A 20,080-nucleotide genomic window follows, 5' to 3' on the forward strand; every position below is an offset into this window, starting at 1 on the left:
CCCACGCGACAACCGGTCACGCCGGCATCACCTCGGGGAGGTCGCCGCGTTCCCCCGGCTTCGAGGGTCGCGCCGGAACCGGTCCCGCGACGGGATCGAGACCGGACTTGCGCTGTTCGTGGAAGGCCAGGATCTGCAACTCGATGGACAGATCCACCTTGCGCACGTCCACGCCCTCGGGCACCGAGAGGACCGTGGGCGCGAAGTTCAGGATGCTGGTGATGCCGGCGGCGACGAGCCGATCGGCCACCTCCTGCGCGGCCGGCGCGGGCGTGGTGATCACGCCGATCGACACGTGGTCCTCGCGCACGATCTGCTCGAGGTCGTCCATATGGCGCACCGCCATGCCCGCGATCCGCTGACCGGTGACCGCCCGATCGGCGTCCAGAAGCGCCGCGACCCGGAATCCCCGGGAGGCGAACCCGCCGTAGTTGGCGAGGGCGTGACCCAGGTTTCCTATGCCGATGATGGCGACCGGCCAGTCTTGGGTGAGCCCGAGTTCACGCGAGATTTGGTACACGAGATACTCGACGTCGTAACCGACCCCGCGGGTGCCGTAGGAGCCGAGATACGACAGGTCCTTGCGCAACTTCGCCGAATTCACCCCGGCGGCAGCGGCGAGTTCCTCGGACGAGACCGTGGGAACACCCCGCTCCGACAGCGCACTGAGCGCCCGGAGGTACAGCGGAAGCCGCGCCACCGTCGCCTCGGGGATGCCACGTCCCCGTTGCGCCGGTCGCTCGGTACGCCCTGTAGCCACGCTGCTCCTGTGGGTGGGACCTGGGATTTCGATTGCCAGGTTAGGCTTTTGTGAACGTACGCACAAAGTAGGTGTCCGATTTGCGCGCCTGTCGTGATGCTCGTCACGCCTTGGTTCCGAATCGGAGCGTGAACTCGATCACACGAGGTGACCTTGGCGTGGTCCATGCGTAGTCGTGGTATCCGATCGCGCACGTCCCCTCACCGTACGTGTCGGCGATATTTCCCTCCGGCGGCCCCCTCGCCGGCCCCTCGCCCGGCGTCCGCCACGCGGCCGGGCCCGGGACCGAAGTCCGCTCAGCCGCCCAGTGCGCGACGCAGCCGCCGCTCGTCCACTCGCCAGAAGTCGTGCTGCCTGCCGTCCACCATGGTCACCGGGATCTGCTCCCAGTACTTGTGCTGCAGCTCCGCGTCCTGGGTGATGTCGACCTCCGTCCAGGTCACGCCCAGCTCCCCGGTCACCCGTTCGATGACGGCACGGGCGTCGTCACACAGGTGACAACCGGGCTTGCTCAACAGCGTCACGGTGCGGGTCGCGGCGTCGGTGCGGCGGCGGAAGAGATTCACGTCCTCGATTGTCACCCGCCGAGGGCGCCGGCCAGAAGGCCGCTCCCGGACCGGCTCGATCGGGTCGGCGACACGCCGGACGAGGCCGGGCTTCATCCGGGCGGCGCGCCGCCGCAAGACAACCGCCACACACCCGCAATACGCGCCTACTACGCTCGGCTCCATGGTTCTCTTGCGCCGGCGATCGACGACCAAGAACACCAACGACAGTGCCGTGCGGGCGGGCGAGGCCGCCGCCGCGGCGGCGCACGCGAGCGTCCCGCCACGCGCCCTCGGCGACGACGGCCTGCCACCGCGGATCGGCGCCGCGTTCTTCGACCTCGACAACACCGTGATGCGCGGCGCGTCGATCTTCCACCTGGCCCGGGGGCTGTACGCGCGCCGGTTCTTCGGCACCCGCGACATCGCCCGGTTCGGCTGGCAGCAGGCCCGGTTCCGGCTCGGCGGCGAGCACATGGGGCACGTCGGCGACGCCCAGGAGATGGCGCTGTCGTTCGCAAAGGGCCACACCGTCGAGGAGATCCGGGTGATCGGCGAGGAGATCTTCGACGAGTGCATGTCCGACAAGATCTGGCCGGGCACCCGGGGACTGGCCCAGATGCACCTGGACGCGGGCCGCCAGGTGTGGCTGGTCACCGCCGCACCGATCGAGATCGCCACCACGATCGCCGGCCGACTGGGGCTGACCGGCGCGCTGGGCACCGTCTCCGAGACCCGGGACGGCGTGTACACCGGGCGCCTGGTCGGCGAACTGCTGCACGGCGAGGCCAAGGCGGAGGCCGTCCGCGCGCTCGCGGTGAGCGAGGGCCTGGACCTGACCGACTGTTCGGCCTACAGCGACTCGGCCAACGACATCCCGATGTTGACCCTGGTGGGCGATCCGTGCGCGGTCAATCCGGACGCCCGACTGCGCCGCCACGCCCGGGCGAACGGGTGGCGTGTAAAGGACTACCGCACCGGTCGCAAGGCCGCCCGGATCGGGCTGCCGGCCGCCGCCGGCGTGGGCGCGGTCGCGGGTGCGCTGGCCGCCGGCACCGCCGTTCGGCGTCGGGTGCCGGGCCGCGTCTGAGCGGCCCGCCCGAACACCCCCACACCCCCCGCGACCTGCGGCGAGGGGGTCGTTCCCGGCTGTCCCGGGACACCCGATCGACGGCGAGTTGTCCGCATATAGCACACCCGACCCGTGACAACCCGGCAAACACGCAAAGAGCACACAACAGCGGTCCATCCCGGTAGCTTCACAACGCCGATGGGCACACTTGGTATCCCTTCCTTTACTAAGCGTTATTCTCGATCGGCGCACGGCGGTATCCAAGTTCCCTACTATGGGTGATCGATTCCGCACCGAACGTAATTACCGCTGAAGCAACAGGGAGTCCCGTGCACCGAATCGTCCGGGTTGACGTGTCCGGGCTGGCGACACTGCGTGCGGCGGTGTGCGCGAGCTTTGCCCCCCCGTCCGTCGGCTTCGCCGCCACCGCCGGTTACGGCGCGGGGGTCTGCTACGCGACCCCGGCCGGACCCGTGGGCTTCGCCCTCGCGTCGCGCGCCGGCACCACCGAACCGACCCGTCCGACCCGAGGATCCGGGTACACCCGGGGACCGGGTCCGGACGGCGAGGCCCGCCGCATCATGGCCCTCGTCGAACTCGCCCAGGACGGCGACGGCGACGCATTCGCCCAGCTGTACGACAACTACTTCGACACCGTCTACCGGTACATCTACTACCGGGTCGGCGGCCGCGCCGTCGCCGAGGACCTGACCAGCGAGACCTTCCTGCGCGCGCTGCGTCGGATCGGCACCTTCACCTGGCAGGGCCGCGACTTCGGCGCCTGGCTGGTGACCATCGCGCGCAACCTGGTCGCCGACCACTTCAAGTCCAGCCGGTTCCGCCTGGAGGTCACCACCGGGGAGATGCTCGACGCGAACGAGGTCGAGTCCAGCCCCGAGGACTGTGTCCTGGAATCGCTGTCCAACGCGGCCCTCCTGGACGCCGTGCACAAGCTCAACCCCCAGCAGCAGGAATGCGTGACCCTGCGCTTCCTGCAGGGACTCTCGGTCGCGGAGACCGCACAGATCATGGGTAAGAACGAGGGGGCGATCAAGACGTTGCAATACCGCGCCGTACGGACCCTCGCCCGACTGCTGCCCGAGGACGTGCGGTGAATCACACTTCCGTAACCTTCGGGGTCGCCGGATCGTTCTCCTCGATAGCGACCCCCTTCGGGGATCGTTGCGGCGGGGAGCCGCCCTGTGGCCCCCGACCCGGAGACTTCCCTGGACGGACATCCGGGGAGAGGAGGTGCGGCCTGTGAGCATTGCGGCCCTGGATCGGCGACCCGCGAACGCCTTCGCGCGAGCCCTCGACGAGAACGACCGCAACAACCGATCGGCAGAGCCCCCGCCCGGGCTGGCCCCGCTGCTGCGGACCGCCGAGCTGCTGCGCGATCGGTCCGAGTCGGCACCCGTGCCGAGCACGGACTTTCGAACCGCGCTCCGGCAACGGCTGCTGGACGAGGCCGCGGCGCTGCCCGCGACCGAGGGCAGTGCCACCGTGCCCGCGCCCCGCGGCGCGCACCGGCGCAAGGAGCTCGCGGCCCCGCCGCGCACCGTGCGCTGGCGCCGACGCGCGGCCATCGCGGGCACGTTCGTCGTGGTCACCGGCGGCGGCCTCGGCGGGGTGGCGTACGCCAGCTCCGACGCGCTGCCCGGCGACATGACGTACGGCGTCAAGCGCACGGTCGAAGACTTCAAGATCTCGCTCGCGGACAACGACCACGAACGTGGCGAGCGCTATCTCCAGCAGGCCGAGACCCGGATGGGCGAGGCCGAACAACTGCTCAAGCGGACCGGCCGGACCCCCGCCGACAAGGCGACGGTGCGGCACCTGCGGCAGGTGCTCGACGACTGGCGCGAGGAGGCCGACAAGGGCCGCGCGCTGCTCACCGACCACTTCCGCAAGAGCGGCAGCGAAGGCCCGATGCGCAATCTGGCCGACTTCGCCCGGTCCGGCCACGAGCGCATGGACCGGATCGGCGACCGCCTCCCACCGGAGCTCTCCTCCGAGCGGGACCGGGTCCGTACCCTGCTCACCGCGATCAACGAGCAGGTCGCCCCGATCGCGGGCAGCGCGGGCAAGACCTCGTCCGCACCCGCGGAGGGTGGGCGCTCCGGCGGCTCGCCGGCCGCTCCGGGCGCGAACCCGGGCGGCGCCCCGGGCACCGGGTCACACCCGCTCGCCCCGCAGGCGCCCGGCTCGGGCGGCACCGCGGCGAACGGCGCACCGCAGCCGAACGGCTCGGCGGCACCGGGCGGTTCCGCTCCACAGCAGCAGCCGCAGAACGGCGGCCTGCTCCCGGGGCTGAACATCCCGCTGCTCGGCGGCCCGCCCGCGCAGAGTCCCAGCGCCCAGTCCGGTGGCGCGGACACGACGCCGACCCCGGCGAAGACGCCCAAGGGTCAGATCCTGCCGCCGCTGCTGCCCGGCCTGCCGGGCATCGGGCTCAACCTGCTCGGCCCCGCGGAGGACGAACCGCAGGGCTGACCGACCGGGCCGACCCCGGTCGACCGGTGAAGACGCGAGCGGCTCGTGGACGAGTGTCCACGAGCCGCTCGCGTCGTGCGCCGAAGTCTGCGGCGCGCCCCGGAGGAAGACCGAAGCCGGAGCGCGCCCGCGAAGCCCCGGAACCCGCGGAGCCCTAGAAGAAGACCGACCGCCGCTGCATCAACAACCGATAGATGGTGTGCTGGATGGTCTCGCGCACCTCGTCGGTCAGGTTGAACACGACCATCGGGTCGTCCGCCGCCTCCTCCGCGTACGCGTCCGTGTGGATCGGCGCGCCGAACTCGATCCGCCACCGGGTGGGCAGCGGCACCAGGCCGAGCGGGCCGAGCAGCGGGAAGGTCGGCGTGATCGGGAAGTAGGGCAGGTTCAGCAACCGGGCCAGCGTGCGCACGTTGCCGACCATCGGGAAGATCTCCTCGGCGCCCACGATCGAGCAGGGCACGATCGGCACCTGGGTGCGCAGCGCGGCCGAGACGAACCCGCCGCGCCCGAAGCGCTGGAGCTTGTACCGCTCGCTGAACGGCTTGCCCAGGCCCTTGTAGCCCTCCGGCCACACCCCGACCAACTCGCCCTTGGCGAGCAGCCGTTCGGCGTCCGCGTGGCACGCGAGGGTGTGTCCGCTCTTGCGCGCCACCGAGCCCACCAGCGGCAACTGGAAGACCAGGTCGGCGGCGAGCAGTCGCAGGTTGCGTTGGTCGGGGTGGTGGTCGTGCACCGCCACCTGCGTCATCAGCGCGTCCACGGGCAGCGTGCCCGAGTGGTTCGCGACGATCAGCGCGCCGCCCTTGGCCGGGATGTTCTCCAGGCCGCTGACCTCGATCCGGAAGTACTGCTCGTACACCACCCGCAGCGCGGCCATCAGCTTGTCGTTGAGCTCGGGGTCGAAGCCGAACTCGTCCACCTCGTAGTCGCCGGTGATCCGCCGTCGCAGGAAGGCCAGCCCGTCCGCGGCCTTGTCCTCCCAGCCCGGCCCGGCCACACCGTCCAGAAGTCCGGCGGCGGCACCGCCCACGACCCCGCCCACCGCGCCCGCGAGCGAGCCGAGCAGCGAGCGCCCGGTCCCGGGCGCGCGCCTGGGCCCGGTGCCCGGCGCGTCCTCGCGTTCGCGAACCGTCCGCCCCTCGATCGACCGCACCGGCACCTCGCCCTCGACCGGCTCGGGCACCCGGACCGCCCGCGCGGATCGGGCGGGCCGCCGCGCCGACCGGGGCGCGGGCGTCCGCGCTCCGGAGGCGGCGCCGTCGAAGGGAATGATCCGGGCGTCACCCATCGGGGCTCCTCCTGGTGAGCAGCAACGTGGCGAGTCGATCGGGCACCTGTGCCAGGCGCCTCGGGTCGAGCAGGCCGGCCGAATGTCGACCCCAGGCATAGTCGGCGAACGTCTCGGCCGTGCTCCTGGCCGCGACGAAGCCCAGTTTCTCCCGGGCGCGCGTGGGGTCGACCACCCGCCCATGGGTGAGCAGTCGCACCTGCTCGGCGGACAGGTGCACCGAACCCGCGCGGCGCAAACCCTGATTGACCAGGCCGACCGCGGCGGCCGGGAAGGGCAGCACCGGTCGACCGAGCCGGCGCGCGGCCTGGGACAGGAACAGCACCCCCTCGGCGGCGATGTTGTAGGTGCCCGGCCGATCGGCCAGTACGGCGATCCGAAGCGCCTCCAGCAGGTCGTCCTCGTGCACGAACTGCAGGCGCGGGTCGTAGCCGAGCACCGTCGGCAACACCGGGAGCGCGAAGTAGGAGCCCATCGGCGAATCGGTCCGCGGCCCGAGCTGCGGAGCGAACCGCAGCACCGTGACCGCGACATCCGGCCGGCGCCGGGCGAAGCCGCGCACGTAGCCCTCGATCTCCACGGCGTCCTTGGCCCATCCGGCGGAGGGCTGCACGCGCGGTTCGGTGTCCTCCGCGAACAGCGCGGGGTCGCGCGGCGAACCGCCGTAGACCGCGGTGGTCGAGCGCACCACCAGGCGGCGGATGGAGGGCGCCTTCTGGCAGGCGGCGAGCAACTGCATGGTGCCGATGACGTTGGTCTCCTTGATCGAGACCGCACCGCCCTGGGTCGACGGCAGTTCACTGGGACTCAGGTGCACCACGGTGTCCACCGCCGCCGAGGCGACCACCTTGGCGATCATCGGGTTGCGGATGTCGGCGAGCACGAAGTCCACGCCGTCCGGAGTGGACCCGGGCTCGACCAGGTCGACCCCGATCACCCGGTCGACTCCCGGCTCGTCGCGGATCATCCGCACGAAATCGGCCCCCGGGTCGCCGGCGACCCCGGTGACCATCACGACACGTCCCACGCTGTGCCTCCCCCCGCCCATGTTTGCTCGCCAGATGATCGCCATGCGCTCGAATGGTGACGGAACGCATACGCGAGACGACAGGTTCCCAACGTATCCGTACCGACTACCCACCGGACGCGCGTTTACGAGGCGTTCACACCGGTGGTGCACATAGGCGGATCGGGAAACGCACCGGCAACGCCCCGAAACGCACGACGACCGCCCGTCGCGCCCCCCGGAAGGGAACACGACGGGCGGTCGCCCAAGGCTTCAGCGGCATACGCCGGTGGGATGCCTACTTCTTGTTGCGACGCTGCACACGCGTCTTCTTGAGAAGCTTGCGGTGCTTCTTCTTCGCCATGCGCTTGCGACGCTTCTTGATGACAGAGCCCACCGACAACCCTCGCTCACGTGACGTTCCTACCGCGCGGAGCCGGATCAGCCCGCACAACTGGGGGCCAGCCTACTCGCCGCCCCGGCCCACCTCTAAACGAGGCGGTCCGTAATGCCCCCCTACGCTGTTTCCACGTAGGAGTCTCGCAGGTAGTCGTGGACGGCCTGCTCCGGAACTCGGAAGGACCGACCAACCCTGATGGCCGGCATCTCGCCACTGTGGACCAGGCGATACACCGTCATCTTGGACACCCGCATCACCGCGGCCACCTCGGCCACAGTCAAGAAGTTGACCTCGTTGAGAGGCCTCTCTCCAGAAGCCATGACGCACCGAACCATTCAGCACGCGTCGGGCGCCGGCTTCCCCTCCGGCGACTGCCACACGCACGTGCGTCCCTCCAGAGTAGTGGCGTGTGGTACCAGTGGGGAAGAGGAGTAGTTATCCCACCTGAATCGCCCATCAGGCTGTTTTATGGATTGATTCCGGACAGTCCGGACCGATCGAGTACGTAGGCCATGAGCGGTTTGTACAGGTGTGGCGCGACGTTGTCGTCCAGCGGAACGACCACCTCGACCCGGCCCTCCTCGGCCGCCACGAACAGCGCGGGGTCGTTGCAATCCGCGAATCCGATCGCCGGAACCCCCGCCTGACCCGCGCCGCCGGCCCACCCGTGGTCGCCGATCAGCAGATCCGGGAGCGGCTCGTTGCGGGCCGCCAGTTCGGCCAGCATCGCCCGAACGCCGCGCGCGGAGTGGGTGTGCCGGAAATCTCCCGTGTCGTCGACCACCATCGCCACGTCGCCCCGGTAGCGCACGGTGCGGCTCTGCCCGCCCTCGGCGGTCGGCGTGCGATAGGTCCAGCCCGCGGCGGGGCGCAGGAGCGTACACCCGGCGTCGCGCAGCACGCGCGCCAGCGTGCGGTACCACTCCTGTAGGCCGTCCGGGTGACCCGTCGCGACGATGACCCGCTCGCGGCGCTTCGCGGCGAGGGCGACCCGATCGGCGTAGGCGTCCAGGGCGGCGATGGTCAGGTCCGGGTCGATGGTGTCCTGGCCGCTGCGGTGGGCCGGGTCGGCGACCACTCCGCAACGGCGCGCCATCAGCGCCAGCACGTCGTCCGCGTTCCACCGACCGTCCGGTTCGAGGCCGAACAGATGGCCCGGGTGCCGCTCGCTCATCAGTCGGTAGTGCCGGAGGTTGTTCTCTCTCGACGTCGCCACGTCACCGGCGATCCGGCCGCGCACGAGGTGGGAGCGAAGCTCCGAGGGGGTGGGAACCGCAACGGTCACGCACAGCTCCTTGAGTCACGGGTCGAGGTCACGGGTCGAGGTCACGGGTCGAGGTCACGGGTCGAGGTCACGGGAGGCATCGCGACCACGGGTCACAGGTCGAACATCGGGTCGAGGCCGTGGGCCGGGAAGACCGCTCGGCGGGTGGCCAGAATTGATTGGTCGGTCCGGTCCGCCGGGTCGTACCCCGTGGAGAACGGCCGAAAATCGCCGGTCCCGCCGTCGGTCATCCGCTGCGGCCCCGGCTCGCGGGTGAGCATGCGGACCTCCTCGCGCCAGTCGAGCGGTACGTCCCGGGTCGGTTCGATGGGGTGGCCGGCCGCCTCGGCCACCAGGTGCGTCCAGGTGCGTGGGACCACGTCCACCGCCGCGTAGCCTCCGCCGCCGGTGGCTATCCAGCGCCCGCCGGCGTGTTCGTGCGCGAGCGCGTGCAGCGCGGCGTGCGCCGTGCGCTGCGCGTCCACGCTCAGCGCGAAGTGGGCCAGCGGGTCCTCCACGTGGGTGTCCGCGCCGTGCTGGGTCACCAGCGCGTCCGGGCGAAACGCCGCGAGCAGCGGCGGCACCACCGCGTGGAACGCGCGCAGCCACGCGGCGTCGGCGATGCCGGGCGGGAGCGCGACGTTGGCCGCGAAGCCCTCGGCGTCCGGCCCGCCGACCTCGTCCGGGAAGCCGGTGCCCGGGAACAAGAAGCGCGGGCTCTCGTGCAGGCTGATGGTGAGCACGCGCGGGTCGTTCCAGAACGCCTGCTGCACGCCGTCCCCGTGGTGCACGTCGATGTCCACGTAGGCGACCCGCTCGGCGCCGAGTTCGAGCAGACGGGCGATGGCCAGCGCGGGGTCGTTGTAGATGCAGAAGCCGCCCGCCGAGGCGGGCATCGCGTGGTGCAGGCCGCCCGCGAAGTTGATCGCGTGGTCGGCGCCGTCCGGGTGTTCCGGGCCCAGCCACACCGCGTCGGCCGCGGCGATCGAGGCGCCCGCGATCAGCGCGGACACGTCGTGCATGTCGGCGAACGCGGGGGTGTCCACGGTGCCGATCCCATAGCTCTGATCGGCCCGCCCGGGGTTCTCGGAGGCGGCCCGCACGGCGGCCACATAGGCGGCGGTGTGCACGGTGGCCAGTTGCTCGTCGGTGGCGGTCCCGGGCGTGCACACCCGCAGTTCCGGCAGGTTGTGCAGGCCGAACGCGCGGATCAGGTCGATGGTCAGGCGCAGCCGTACCGGCTTCATCGGGTGCCACGAGCCGAAGTCGTAACCGGTCATCCGGTCGTCCCACATCACCCGCACCGCTCGACTCATGCGGTCACGCTACCGCCCGGCCCGGCTCGCGATCATCGGTCGTGAGCGGGTTCACCGTGCGGGGCGAAGGCACGGGCCAACGGCACCACGGCGAGCACCAGGAACAGCGGTACGAGCATCGCGACGCGGAACGAGGCGAGGTCGGCGATCCCGCCCACGAGCGGGGTGCCGATCAGGAAACCGACGTAGTTGAAGATGTTGAGCCGGGCCACCGCCTCGTCCGCGTCCCGCGGCGACTGCCGGCCGCCCGCGGCGAACGTCTGCGGGACCAGTACGCACAGGCCCACGCCCAGGATCACGAAGCCGAGCAGGCCCACCGCGGCGTGCGGGGCGGCGAGGACCACCGCGAAACCGGCCGCCGCGACCACGGCGCCGCCGCGGACCACGTTGACCATGCCCCAGCGGCGCACGCCGAGGTCGCCGACGCCGCGGCCGATCAGCGTGGTGATCATGTACGCGATGTAGGGGACCACCGCGAACGCCTCGGAGCTGTCCAGCACCTTCTCCAGGTAGACCGCGCTCCAGTTGGCCACCGTCGAGTCGCCGATGTAGGCGAACGTCATCACCAGGCACAGCGGGATCAACGGGCGCCAGGGCAGCTTGTACGCGGGCCGCTCCGGGTCGACGGGCTCGGCGGCCGGCGCCGCGGTGTCCGCGCGCAGGTAGCCGGGGCCGACCACGAGCAGAGCCGGCACGGTGAGCACGGCGGCGCCCGCGTACATCCACGCCAGCGCGACGTCGCCCCACGCGCACAGCCCGGCGACCCCGGCGCCGGCCAGGCCGCCGAGGCTGTAGGAGGCGTGGAAGCCGAGCATGATGCTGCGCCCGGCGCGGCCCTGGATCGCCACGCCCTGCATGTTCATCGTCGCGTCCACCGCGCCCAGGGAGAGCCCGAACACGAAGAGCACGATCGCCAGTTGCCACAACCGATCGCCCGCGCCGACCCCGATCAGGATCGCGCAGACGATCGGCTGGGACACCCGGAGCACGGTGTGGCTGCCGTAGCGCTTGGCCAGCGCGCCGGCGAGCACGCTGCCCACGCCGGCGACGATCGGCACCACCGACAGGACCGCGGTCAGTGTGCCGTCGCCCATGTCGTAGCGGCGCTGGATCGCCGGGATCCGGGTCACCAGGAGCGCGAAGGAGGCGCCTTGGATCAGGAAGCACGCGAGCAGGCTGAACCGCGCGCGGCGCAGCGCTTCTTCATTGGACGGCCCGGCCGCCGGTTCGGTCACCTGCATGGGCGTGCACGCTACCGACGGGTCACTTCCACGGACAGGGGCCGGGAAGATCTTTTGATGAATCGTCAGATTCCCCGGGCGGACAAACCGCCCGAAGCCCCTCGGATGCCCAGCAGCTCCGGCAGGTCCGCCATGTCCTTGAACAGCGAGTCGGCGTCCGCGAGCCGCTCCGGCGGGGTCATCGCGGCATAGCCGTAGACGGTCATCCCGGCCGCCCGCGCGGCCTGGACCCCCAGCGGACTGTCCTCGATCACCACGCACCGCGCCGGGTCGACGCCCATCGTGGCGGCGGCGTGCAGGAACAGGTCGGGCGCCGGCTTGCCCTGCGCGACGTCCTGGCTGCTGAACAGGACCGACTCGGGAAAGTGCCGGATCAGCCCGGTCCGGGTCAGCGCGAGCCGGATCCGCTCGTGCGTGCCGGAGGAGGCGAGGCAGTACGCGACGCCCGCGCGGTCGAGCGCGGCGAGCACGTCGGCGACCCCGACCACGGCCTCGAGTTCGGCCCGGAACCCGGCGAACACCCGCTCGTGGTAGACGTGGTCGAAATCGGCGGGCAGGGTGACACCGTCCCGCTCGCGGACGATCGTGTGCACCCGCGCCATGGTGCCGCCGAGGTAGTCGCGCAGCGAGTCCTCGTAGCTGGTGGGCACGCCCAGTTCGGTGAGCAGCCCGGCGAGCGCCCGGTTGGCGATCGGCTCGCTGTCCACCAGCACGCCGTCGTTGTCGAAGACCACCAGTTCGGGCTTCACTCGAGGCCCTCGGCGATCTCCTGCGACCGGTTGCTCGCGGCTTCCAGCGCGGCCAGCAGCGCGGCGCGCACGCCGTGGTTCTCCAGCTCGCGGATCGCGGCGATCGTGGTGCCGGCCGGCGAGGTCACCGCCTCGCGCAGCAGCGTGGGGTGCTCGCCCGAGTCGCGCAGCATCACCGACGCGCCGATCGCGGCCTGCACGATCAGGTCGTGCGCGGCGGCGCGCGGCAGGCCGAGCAGGATGCCGGCGTCGGTCATCGCCTCGACCAGGAAGTAGAAGTAGGCCGGACCCGAGCCGGACAGCGCGGTGACCGCGTCCTGCTGCTTCTCCGGAACCCGGATGGTCTTGCCGACCGACCCGAAGATCTCCTCGACCCGGGCCAGGTGCTCCTCGGTGGCGTGCGCGCCGCCGGAGATGGCGCTCATCCCCTCGTCCACCAGTACGGGCGTGTTCGACATGACCCGCACCACGGGGGTGCCGGCGGCCAGGCGCGCCTCCAGGAACTTGGTGGTGATGCCCGCCGCGCCGCTGACGATCAACCGGTCGGCGGGTACATGCGGGGCCAACTCGTCCATCAGCGCGGCCATGTCCTGCGGCTTGACCGTCAGGATCAGGATGTCGGCGGCCTTGGCCGCCTCGGCGTTGGTGACCGCCTCCACGCCGTAGCGGCGGCGCAGGTCCTCGGCGCGCTCGGCCCGGCGGGCGGTGACCAGAAGGTCGTCCGGGCTCTTGCCCGCCCGGATCATCCCGGACAACAGCGCTTCACCGATCTTCCCGGTGCCGACGACGGCAACCCGCTGAGCCATGGCCCCACACTTTCTCGCGTTCGTTGGTCCAACCGGAGGCACGGATGCCTCCGGTGGCCACCGTACGGTACGTACACGTGTCCTATGGGGTGCGTCGACGCAGGGTCAGCGCACCGAGCGCGAGGGCCGCCAGGACGCAGCCGGCGATCACCGCGACATCGCGAAGCAGCAGGCCGGAGACCTCGCTGTCGGTGGTCAGCCGGGACATCGCGTCCACCGCGTAGGACAGCGGGAGCACGGCGGAGACCGCTTCGAGCACCGGCTGCATCTGCGCGCGCGGCACGAACAGCCCGCACAGCAGGAACTGCGGCAGGATCACCGCGGGCAGGAACTGCACGGCCTGGAACTCGGTGTGGGCGAAGGCGCTCACCAGCAGCCCGAGGGCGAGCCCGAGCAGCGCGTTCAGCACCGCGACGCACAGGATCAGCCAGGTCGGTCCGGCCACGTCCAGGCCGAGCAGGCCGATCGCGAGCCCGGTGGCCACGACCGCCTGGACCACCGCGACCAGACCGAACGCGAGCGCGTAGCCGCCGATCAGTTCGAGTTTGCCGATCGGCATGGTGAGCAGCCGCTCCAGCGTGCCGGTGGACCGCTCGCGCAGCGTGGCCACCGAGGTGACCAGGAACATCACCACGAACGGGAAGATGCCGAGCAGGGGTCCGCCGATCCGGTCGAACCGCTGCGGTTGGGCGTCGTAGAGCCAGTACAGCAGCGTGAGCAGCACGCACGGCACCAGCAACATCAGCGCGATGGTGCGCGGGTCGTGCCGCAACTGACCGAGCACGCGGCGCGCGGTGGCGGTGGTGGCGGTGCCGGTCATGACGCGCTCCCGGAGGTCGAGGCGGCGACGGAGGTGGCGGCCGAGGTCGAAGCGGCCGGGCCGCCCGCGGAGTCGACCAGTGCGAGGAAGGCGGACTCCGCGTCCCGGGCCCCGGTCCGCTCGAGCAGCGCGGCGGGGGTGTCGTCGGCGAGCAGCGCGCCGTCGCGCAGCAGCAACAGCCGCTCGCAGCGCTCGGCCTCGTCCATCACGTGGCTGGAGACCAGCAGCGTGACGCCGTCGGCGGCGAGCCGATGGAACAGGCCCCACAGGTCCCTGCGCAGCACCGGGTCGAGGCCGACCGTGGGCTCGTCCAGGACCAGCAGATCCGGCTCGCCGAGCAGCGCGGCGGCCAGCGACACCCGGGCCCGCTGTCCACCGGACAGCCGGGCCACCTCGGCGTCCTGGCGATCGGTCAGGTCCACCTCGCTAAGCACCCGGTCCACCTCGCCCGCCGAGGCGCCCAGGATCGCGCCGAAGTAGCGCAGGTTCTCCCGCACGGTCAGGTCCGCGTAGACCGACGGCGCCTGGGTCACGTAGCCGATCGCGCTGCGCAGCCGCTTGTGTCCGGCGGGCCGGCCCAGCACCTCCAGTCGCCCGCTCACCTGTGCCTGCACGCCGACGATCGCACGCATCAGCGTGCTCTTGCCGCAGCCGCTCGGCCCGAGCAGCCCGGTGACGCTCCCGCGCGGCACGACGAACGACACGTGGTCGAGCACCACACGCCCACCACGCACGACCCGCAGCCCCTCGGCCCGGATCGCGTCCTCGGCATAATTCATCATGTGTTGAATATGCGCTCGCCGGCCCGCTTCGTCAAGGCCCTCCGACCCGCCGGGCCCGCCGTGTCGAGGCCCGGCCCGGCAGGCCCCGCACACGACGAAAGGGCGCCCCGGCCGAAGCCGGGACGCCCTTTCGGAAACCGCCGTGGATCAGTCGAACATCGACACGTCGCGCACCGCGCCCCGGTCCGCGCTGGTGGCCATCGCCGCGTACGCCTTCAGCGCCGTGCTGACCACCCGGTCGCGGTCGACCGGGCGGTACTTGCCCAGGTCGTGCAGCAGCCGCTCGCGGCGCTCGGCCAGTTCCTCGAAGGAGACCTCGAGCTCGATCCGGCGGTTCGGGATGTCGATCGTGATGATGTCGCCGTCCCGGACCAGCGCGATCGTGCCGCCGGCCGCGGCCTCCGGCGAGACGTGCCCGATGGACAGGCCCGAGGTGCCGCCGGAGAAGCGCCCGTCGGTGATCAGCGCACACTTCGCGCCGAGCCCGCGGCCCTTGAGGAAGGACGTCGGGTAGAGCATCTCCTGCATGCCGGGACCGCCCTTGGGGCCCTCGTAGCGGACCACCACGACGTCGCCCTCCTTGACCCGCTTGGTCAGGATCGCGTCGACCGCCGCCTCCTGCGACTCGACCACCACGGCCGGTCCGGAGAAGGTCCAGATCGACTCGTCCACGCCCGCGGTCTTGACCACACAACCCGCCTCGGCGAGGTTGCCGTACAGGATGCCCAGGCCGCCGTCCTTGCTGTACGCGTGCTCGACGTCGCGGATGCAGCCCGAGGCCACGTCCAGGTCGAGCGAGTCCCAGCGCTCGGACTGGCTGAACGCGGTGGCCGAGCGCACACACCCGGGCGCCGCGTGGAACAGCTCGACCGCCTCGGCGGAGGGCGAACCGCCGCGCACGTCCCAGGTCTTGAGCCACTCGGCGAGCGAGTCGGTGTGCACCGAGCGCACGTCCTCGTGCAGCAGCCCGGCGCGGTACAGCTCACCCAGCAGCGCGGGCACGCCGCCCGCCCGGTGCACGTCCTCCACGTGGTACGGCGCGTTGTTCGGCGCCACCTTGGCCAGACACGGCACGCGCCGCGAGAGCGCGTCGATGTCGGCCATGGTGAAGTCCATCTCGGCCTCCTGCGCGGCCGCGAGCAGGTGCAGGATGGTGTTGGTCGAACCGCCCATGGCGATGTCCATCGCCATCGCGTTCTCGAACGCCTGCCGGGTCGCCACGTTGCGCGGCAGCACGCTCTCGTCGTCCTGCTCGTAGTAGCGCTTGGTGATCTCCACGGCGGTGCGACCCGCGTCCTCGTACAGCGCCCTGCGCGCGGTGTGCGTGGCCAGCACCGAGCCGTTGCCCGGCAGTGCCAGGCCCATCGCCTCGACCAGGAAGTTCATCGAGTTGGCGGTGAACATGCCCGCGCACGAACCACACGTGGGACACGCGGCGTCCTCGATCCGCTCCAGGTCCTCGTCGGAGACCTGGTCGGACGCGGAGTCGGAGATCGCGGTGATCAGGTCCAGGTGCGGGCGCACCCGACCGTCGACCATCACCGCGGTGCCGGCCTCCATCGGGCCGCCGGAGACGAACACGGCCGGGATGTTCAGCCGCAGCGCGGCCATCAGCATGCCGGGGGTGATCTTGTCGCAGTTCGAGACGCACACCATGGCGTCCGCCTGATGCGCGTTGACCATGTACTCCACCGCGTCGGCGATCAGCTCGCGCGAGGGCAGCGAGTAGAGCATCCCGGAGTGACCCATCGCGATGCCGTCGTCGACCGCGATCGTGTTGAACTCGCGCGGGATGCCACCGGCGGCGGAGATCGCCTCGGACACGATCCGGCCGACCGGCTGGAGGTGGGTGTGCCCCGGTACGAACTCGGTGAAGCTGTTGGCAACCGCGATGATCGGCTTGCCGAAGTCCTCACGCTTGACGCCTGCGGCCATCAGGAGCGCCCGAGCGCCCGCCATTTCGCGACCGTGGGTGACCGTCCGAGACCTGAGTTGCGGCACTGCACACACCCTCTCAGCAATTCACCGGTGGATCCGGGGTGCTTTCGAGCTTACGTCCGCGAGCGCCGACGACGGCGCGGACGTCCACTATGCGACCCCCACGAGCGAACCCGCCCCGGCCCGACCGGGCCCGCCGGCGCTCAGCCGGTCAGGTGCCGCTGGAGGATCGGCGCGAGCCGGGCGGCCACCTCCGCCGCCGGCGTCGAGGCGATCGGCTCCAGTCGCAGTACGTAGCGAGTGAGCGCGGTCCCCAGGAGTTGGCTCACGCACAGGTTCACCCGCAGCGCCGCGTCCGCCCCGCCGACCCCCTCGGCCAGGCGCGCGATCAGCTCCGCGCCGACGAACTCGCGAAAGGCCGGGTTGCCGCCGTCGGACACCGCCGTGCGCAGGATGGCCAGCAGCCGGGTGCCGGTGTCCGGGTGCTCCCACAGCGTCACGAACGCCTCGGCCAGTCGTTCACCCGCGTGCTCGGGGCCCGCCGCGAACACCCGGGCGGCCAGCGCCTCGGGCTCCAACGGCAGGTCCATGGCCGCGATGAACACCCGATCCTTGGAGCCGAAGTAGTGGTGCACGAGCGCCGGGTCCACGCCCGCGCCGCGGGCGATCGCGCGCACCGAGGCACCGGCGTAGCCGCGCGCGGCGAACTCGGCGCGAGCCGCGTCCAGGATGCCCTCGCGCGTCGCCGAGGCGTTGCCGCGCCGACCCGGCGGCCGACCGGGGCCGCGCCGGGTGCCCGCCGACTCGGCGGCCGTTCGCGCCTCAGCCATAACGCCGCTCCGGCTCGGCCTCCGCGGCCAGGTGCAGGCGCGTGTACGCGAGCGCCTCGGCCAGATCCGCCTCACGCTCGGCGCGCGAGGAGCAGCGGCGGGTGTTCACCTCGAGCACGATCGTCCCGGCGAACGAGGTGCGCGCCAGGTGTTCGAGCAGTTCCGCGCACGGTTGGGTGCCGCGTCCGGGCACCAGGTGCTCGTCCTTGAGCGAGCCGCTGCCGTCGGCCAGGTGCACGTGCCCGAGCCGGTCGCCCATCCGGGCGAGCATGTCCATCGCGTCCGAGCGCGAGGTCGCGGTGTGCGACAGGTCGAGGGTGAAGTGGCGGTACTCCTCGTCGGAGGGGTCCCAGTCCGGCGCGTACGCGGCGACCTCCTTGTCCCGGTAGCGCAGCGGGAACATGTTCTCCACCGCGAACAGCACATCGGTCTCGCCGGCCATGCGCTCGATGCCGCGCACGAAGTCGCGGGCATAGCTGCGCTGCCAACGAAACGGCGGATGCACCACGACGGTCCCGGCGCCGAGCCGCTCGGCCGCGTCCCGCGCGCGCACCAGCTTGGTCCACGGATCCGTGCCCCACACCCGCTGGGTGATCAGCAGGCAGGGCGCGTGCACGGACAGGATCGGCATGCCGTGATGGTCGGACAGTCGCCGCAGCGCCTCGACGTCCTGGCTCACCGGATCCGTGGAGACCATCACCTCGATCCCGTCGTAGCCGAGCCGGGCCGCGATCTCGAACCCGTCGGCGGTGGACTCGGGATAGACGGAGGCGGTGGACAGGGCGATCTTCGCGTCGGGGACGCGCAGAACCGCGTCCGGCACTCGCGCCTCGGACGTGTCGGCCCCCGTACCGTGGAGTATGTCGTGGTCGGCCACGTCGCCCAGAGTAGAACCATCGACCGCCGACACGGTGGTATCGCGCGCATCGGTGCGTCCGAACCGGGGGCCGGCCACGGCATCCGGGTGAGCGGGCGGGTCAGTCCATCCAGTCCAGTCGGCGCAGGATGATGCCCTCGCGCAGGGCCCACGGACACACTTCCAGCGCGCTCACGTTGAACAGGTCCAACGCCGCGTCGGCCACTATCGCGCCCGCGACCAGTTGGGGCGCCCGGCCCACGGACACGCCCGGCAGGGCGGCCCGCTCGGCCGAGGTCATCGCCGCGAGCCGGGGCAGCCAGTCGGCCAGTCCGGCCCGGCTGAGCGAGCGCTTGACGTAGGGCCCCTCGCCCGAGGACGGCGCGCCGGCGATCCGGGCCAGTTGCTTGAACGTCTTGGACGTGGCCACCACGTGGTCGGGCCGGCCGAGCCGGCTGAACTCGGCGACCGTGCGCGCGATCTCCGCGCGTACGTGCTTGCGCAGCACCCGCATCTCGTCCGGCGAGGGCGGATCGGTGTGCAGCCAGGCCCGGGTCAGCCGGCCCGCGCCCAGCGGCAGCGAGGCCGCCGCGTCCGGCTCCTCGTCCACGCCCGCCGCGATCTCCAGCGAACCGCCGCCGATGTCGAGCACCAGCAGCCGGCCGGAGGACCAGCCGAACCAGCGGCGCACCGCCAGGAAGGTCAGTCGCGCCTCGTCGGCGCCGGTGAGCACCTGGAGGTCCACGCCGGTCTCGCGGCGCACCCGATCGAGCACCGCCTCGGAGTTGGCCGCCTCGCGCACCGCGGACGTGGCGAACGGCAACAGGTCCTCGACGCCCTTGTCCTCGGCGACCTCCAGGGCCGCCGCCATCGTCCGCACCAGCAGATCCACCCCGTGCGGGGCGATGCTCCCGTCCGGTTCCAGGAGCTCCGCCAGGCGCAGTTCGCGCTTGTGCGAGTACGCGGGAAGAGGCCGAGCACCCTGATGGGCGTCGACCACGAGCAGGTGGACCGTATTGGAGCCCACGTCGAGAACACCGAGTCGCATGGTCACGAAGGTAATCCGTCGCCCCCGGCGCGCGAGCGGGGGCGTTCCCTCGGTTGCCACACCTTTGCCCGACGAACCACCCCGCGCCGAGCCCTAGGCTTGTCCCGTGCCTGAGGTAGACCTGGATTTTCCGCGCGCTTGGTTCGAATTCCCCGACCCCGAGGACGCCGATCAACTCTTTCGTTGCGACCTGACCTGGTTGACGTCGCGTTGGCAGTGCATCTTCGGCGCCGGTTGTCACGGCGTCGTGGCCGGCCGCGCACCGGACGGGTGCTGCTCGCTGGGCGCGCACTGGTCGGACGAGGACGACGAGAAGCGCGTGCTGGCCTGGGCCGAACGGCTGACCCCGCAGACCTGGCAGTTCCACGACCTGGCCCTGGAGCAGGGCGTCAGCGAGTTCGAGGACGGCGACAAGCGCACCCGCCTGGTGGACGGGGCGTGTGTGTTCCTGAACCGTCCCGGGTTCGCCGGCGGCACCGGCTGTTCGCTGCACGCGCTCGCGCTGCGCGAGGGCGTGCACCCGCTGGAGACCAAGCCGGACGTGTGCTGGCAACTGCCGGTCCGGCGCACCTACGACTGGATCGACCGGCCGGACGAGACCCGCGTGCTGATGGTGACCATCGGCGAATACGACCGGCGGGGGTGGGGACCGGGCGGGCACGACCTGCACTGGTGGTGCACCGGGAGCACCGAGGCGCACGGCGCGGGCGAGCCGGTCTATCTGTCGTACGGACCGGAACTGCGCGAGCTGATGGGCGAGGCGGCGTACGCGGTGCTGGTCGCGGCCTGCGAGACCCGGCTGGCGGGCGGGCGGCCGATCGCGCCGCACCCGGCGGATCCGGTCACCTGAGCGGTGCCGGATC

At 71.6% G+C, this 20,080-nt stretch carries 21 protein-coding genes; 4 read left to right on the top strand and 17 right to left on the bottom strand.

What is annotated here, in order from left to right; genetic code table 11:
* Positions 1 to 16: 16 nt before the first annotated feature.
* Complete coding sequence (locus OG948_RS16490) at positions 17 to 760, bottom strand: redox-sensing transcriptional repressor Rex (protein WP_078976624.1); 744 nt, start codon at positions 758 to 760, stop codon at positions 17 to 19.
* 296 nt (positions 761 to 1,056) lie between these two features.
* Entirely contained in the window at positions 1,057 to 1,326 is a 270-nt protein-coding gene (locus OG948_RS16495; RefSeq protein ID WP_395866905.1) for a glutaredoxin family protein, read from the bottom strand.
* Between the two features lie 163 nt (positions 1,327 to 1,489).
* Between OG948_RS16495 and OG948_RS16500 the strand changes: the two genes are divergently transcribed.
* The 3 genes from OG948_RS16500 (at position 1,490) to OG948_RS16510 (ending at position 4,870) form a co-directional block, all read left to right on the top strand.
* The gene (locus OG948_RS16500; protein WP_395866903.1) at positions 1,490 to 2,395 is read left to right on the top strand and encodes an HAD family hydrolase; all 906 of its coding nucleotides are present in this window, start codon (positions 1,490 to 1,492) and stop codon (positions 2,393 to 2,395) included.
* A gap of 311 nt (positions 2,396 to 2,706) precedes the next feature.
* On the top strand, positions 2,707 to 3,492 hold the full coding sequence (locus tag OG948_RS16505; RefSeq protein ID WP_395866901.1) for an ECF subfamily RNA polymerase sigma factor, BldN family: 786 nt from the start codon (positions 2,707 to 2,709) through the stop codon (positions 3,490 to 3,492).
* Between the two features lie 145 nt (positions 3,493 to 3,637).
* Positions 3,638 to 4,870: a DUF5667 domain-containing protein gene (locus OG948_RS16510; RefSeq protein WP_406297295.1), complete on the top strand. Its 1,233-nt coding sequence runs from the start codon at positions 3,638 to 3,640 to the stop codon at positions 4,868 to 4,870.
* A 154-nt stretch (positions 4,871 to 5,024) separates the two neighbouring features.
* On the opposite strand, the gene OG948_RS16515 is transcribed toward OG948_RS16510, so the two are convergent.
* From OG948_RS16515 to OG948_RS16585, 15 genes are all read right to left on the bottom strand, one after another.
* Positions 5,025 to 6,161: a lysophospholipid acyltransferase family protein gene (locus OG948_RS16515; RefSeq protein ID WP_406297296.1), complete on the bottom strand. Its 1,137-nt coding sequence runs from the start codon at positions 6,159 to 6,161 to the stop codon at positions 5,025 to 5,027.
* A complete protein-coding gene (locus OG948_RS16520; protein WP_406297297.1) occupies positions 6,154 to 7,188 on the bottom strand; it encodes an NAD-dependent epimerase/dehydratase family protein in 1,035 nt (344 codons plus the stop codon). The genes OG948_RS16515 and OG948_RS16520 overlap by 8 nt, the downstream gene beginning before the upstream one ends.
* A gap of 277 nt (positions 7,189 to 7,465) precedes the next feature.
* Positions 7,466 to 7,564, bottom strand: a complete 99-nt coding sequence (locus tag OG948_RS16525) for a 30S ribosomal protein bS22 (protein WP_012854759.1) — start codon at positions 7,562 to 7,564, stop codon at positions 7,466 to 7,468.
* A gap of 119 nt (positions 7,565 to 7,683) precedes the next feature.
* Positions 7,684 to 7,887 (bottom strand): helix-turn-helix domain-containing protein, encoded by a 204-nt coding sequence (locus OG948_RS16530; RefSeq protein WP_020549639.1) that lies wholly within the window; start codon positions 7,885 to 7,887, stop codon positions 7,684 to 7,686.
* A 146-nt stretch (positions 7,888 to 8,033) separates the two neighbouring features.
* The gene (locus OG948_RS16535) at positions 8,034 to 8,852 is read right to left on the bottom strand and encodes a phosphatase (protein WP_406297298.1); all 819 of its coding nucleotides are present in this window, start codon (positions 8,850 to 8,852) and stop codon (positions 8,034 to 8,036) included.
* Between the two features lie 92 nt (positions 8,853 to 8,944).
* Complete coding sequence (locus tag OG948_RS16540; RefSeq protein ID WP_406297299.1) at positions 8,945 to 10,147, bottom strand: acetoin utilization protein AcuC; 1,203 nt, start codon at positions 10,145 to 10,147, stop codon at positions 8,945 to 8,947.
* A 32-nt stretch (positions 10,148 to 10,179) separates the two neighbouring features.
* Complete coding sequence (locus tag OG948_RS16545; RefSeq protein ID WP_406297300.1) at positions 10,180 to 11,388, bottom strand: MFS transporter; 1,209 nt, start codon at positions 11,386 to 11,388, stop codon at positions 10,180 to 10,182.
* A gap of 65 nt (positions 11,389 to 11,453) precedes the next feature.
* On the bottom strand, positions 11,454 to 12,137 hold the full coding sequence (locus OG948_RS16550) for an HAD family hydrolase (RefSeq protein WP_406297301.1): 684 nt from the start codon (positions 12,135 to 12,137) through the stop codon (positions 11,454 to 11,456).
* Positions 12,134 to 12,943: a pyrroline-5-carboxylate reductase gene (gene proC / locus OG948_RS16555; protein WP_406297302.1), complete on the bottom strand. Its 810-nt coding sequence runs from the start codon at positions 12,941 to 12,943 to the stop codon at positions 12,134 to 12,136. Before proC ends, OG948_RS16550 begins: the two co-directional genes overlap by 4 nt.
* 82 nt (positions 12,944 to 13,025) lie before the next feature.
* Positions 13,026 to 13,763, bottom strand: a complete 738-nt coding sequence (locus OG948_RS16560) for an ABC transporter permease (protein ID WP_406297303.1) — start codon at positions 13,761 to 13,763, stop codon at positions 13,026 to 13,028.
* Positions 13,760 to 14,545, bottom strand: a complete 786-nt coding sequence (locus tag OG948_RS16565) for an ABC transporter ATP-binding protein (protein ID WP_406297304.1) — start codon at positions 14,543 to 14,545, stop codon at positions 13,760 to 13,762. The genes OG948_RS16560 and OG948_RS16565 overlap by 4 nt, the downstream gene beginning before the upstream one ends.
* Before the next feature lie 147 nt (positions 14,546 to 14,692).
* Entirely contained in the window at positions 14,693 to 16,546 is a 1,854-nt protein-coding gene (gene ilvD, locus OG948_RS16570) for a dihydroxy-acid dehydratase (RefSeq protein WP_406297305.1), read from the bottom strand.
* Between the two features lie 140 nt (positions 16,547 to 16,686).
* Complete coding sequence (locus OG948_RS16575; protein ID WP_395866877.1) at positions 16,687 to 17,313, bottom strand: TetR family transcriptional regulator; 627 nt, start codon at positions 17,311 to 17,313, stop codon at positions 16,687 to 16,689.
* Positions 17,306 to 18,121 (bottom strand): sugar phosphate isomerase/epimerase family protein, encoded by an 816-nt coding sequence (locus OG948_RS16580; RefSeq protein WP_406300274.1) that lies wholly within the window; start codon positions 18,119 to 18,121, stop codon positions 17,306 to 17,308. The genes OG948_RS16575 and OG948_RS16580 overlap by 8 nt, the downstream gene beginning before the upstream one ends.
* A gap of 169 nt (positions 18,122 to 18,290) precedes the next feature.
* Entirely contained in the window at positions 18,291 to 19,217 is a 927-nt protein-coding gene (locus OG948_RS16585; RefSeq protein ID WP_406300275.1) for a Ppx/GppA family phosphatase, read from the bottom strand.
* 106 nt (positions 19,218 to 19,323) lie between these two features.
* Here OG948_RS16585 and OG948_RS16590 point away from each other — a divergent pair, with 106 nt between their 5' ends.
* Positions 19,324 to 20,067 (top strand): hypothetical protein, encoded by a 744-nt coding sequence (locus OG948_RS16590; RefSeq protein WP_406297306.1) that lies wholly within the window; start codon positions 19,324 to 19,326, stop codon positions 20,065 to 20,067.
* Positions 20,068 to 20,080: the final 13 nt, after the last annotated feature.

Source organism: Embleya sp. NBC_00888 (genome assembly GCF_045207655.1).
GTDB lineage: Bacteria > Actinomycetota > Actinomycetes > Streptomycetales > Streptomycetaceae > Embleya.

Coding starts and splice junctions, on each gene's coding strand:
- OG948_RS16515 (WP_406297296.1), bottom strand. CDS start 6,161: ATGGGTGACGCCCGGATCATTCCCTTCGACGGCGCCGCCTCCGGAGCG.
- OG948_RS16530 (WP_020549639.1), bottom strand. CDS start 7,887: ATGGCTTCTGGAGAGAGGCCTCTCAACGAGGTCAACTTCTTGACTGTG.
- OG948_RS16575 (WP_395866877.1), bottom strand. CDS start 17,313: ATGGCTGAGGCGCGAACGGCCGCCGAGTCGGCGGGCACCCGGCGCGGC.
- OG948_RS16560 (WP_406297303.1), bottom strand. CDS start 13,763: ATGACCGGCACCGCCACCACCGCCACCGCGCGCCGCGTGCTCGGTCAG.
- OG948_RS16540 (WP_406297299.1), bottom strand. CDS start 10,147: ATGAGTCGAGCGGTGCGGGTGATGTGGGACGACCGGATGACCGGTTAC.
- OG948_RS16565 (WP_406297304.1), bottom strand. CDS start 14,545: ATGATGAATTATGCCGAGGACGCGATCCGGGCCGAGGGGCTGCGGGTC.
- OG948_RS16585 (WP_406300275.1), bottom strand. CDS start 19,217: ATGCGACTCGGTGTTCTCGACGTGGGCTCCAATACGGTCCACCTGCTC.
- OG948_RS16545 (WP_406297300.1), bottom strand. CDS start 11,388: ATGCAGGTGACCGAACCGGCGGCCGGGCCGTCCAATGAAGAAGCGCTG.
- OG948_RS16500 (WP_395866903.1), top strand. CDS start 1,490: ATGGTTCTCTTGCGCCGGCGATCGACGACCAAGAACACCAACGACAGT.
- proC (WP_406297302.1), bottom strand. CDS start 12,943: ATGGCTCAGCGGGTTGCCGTCGTCGGCACCGGGAAGATCGGTGAAGCG.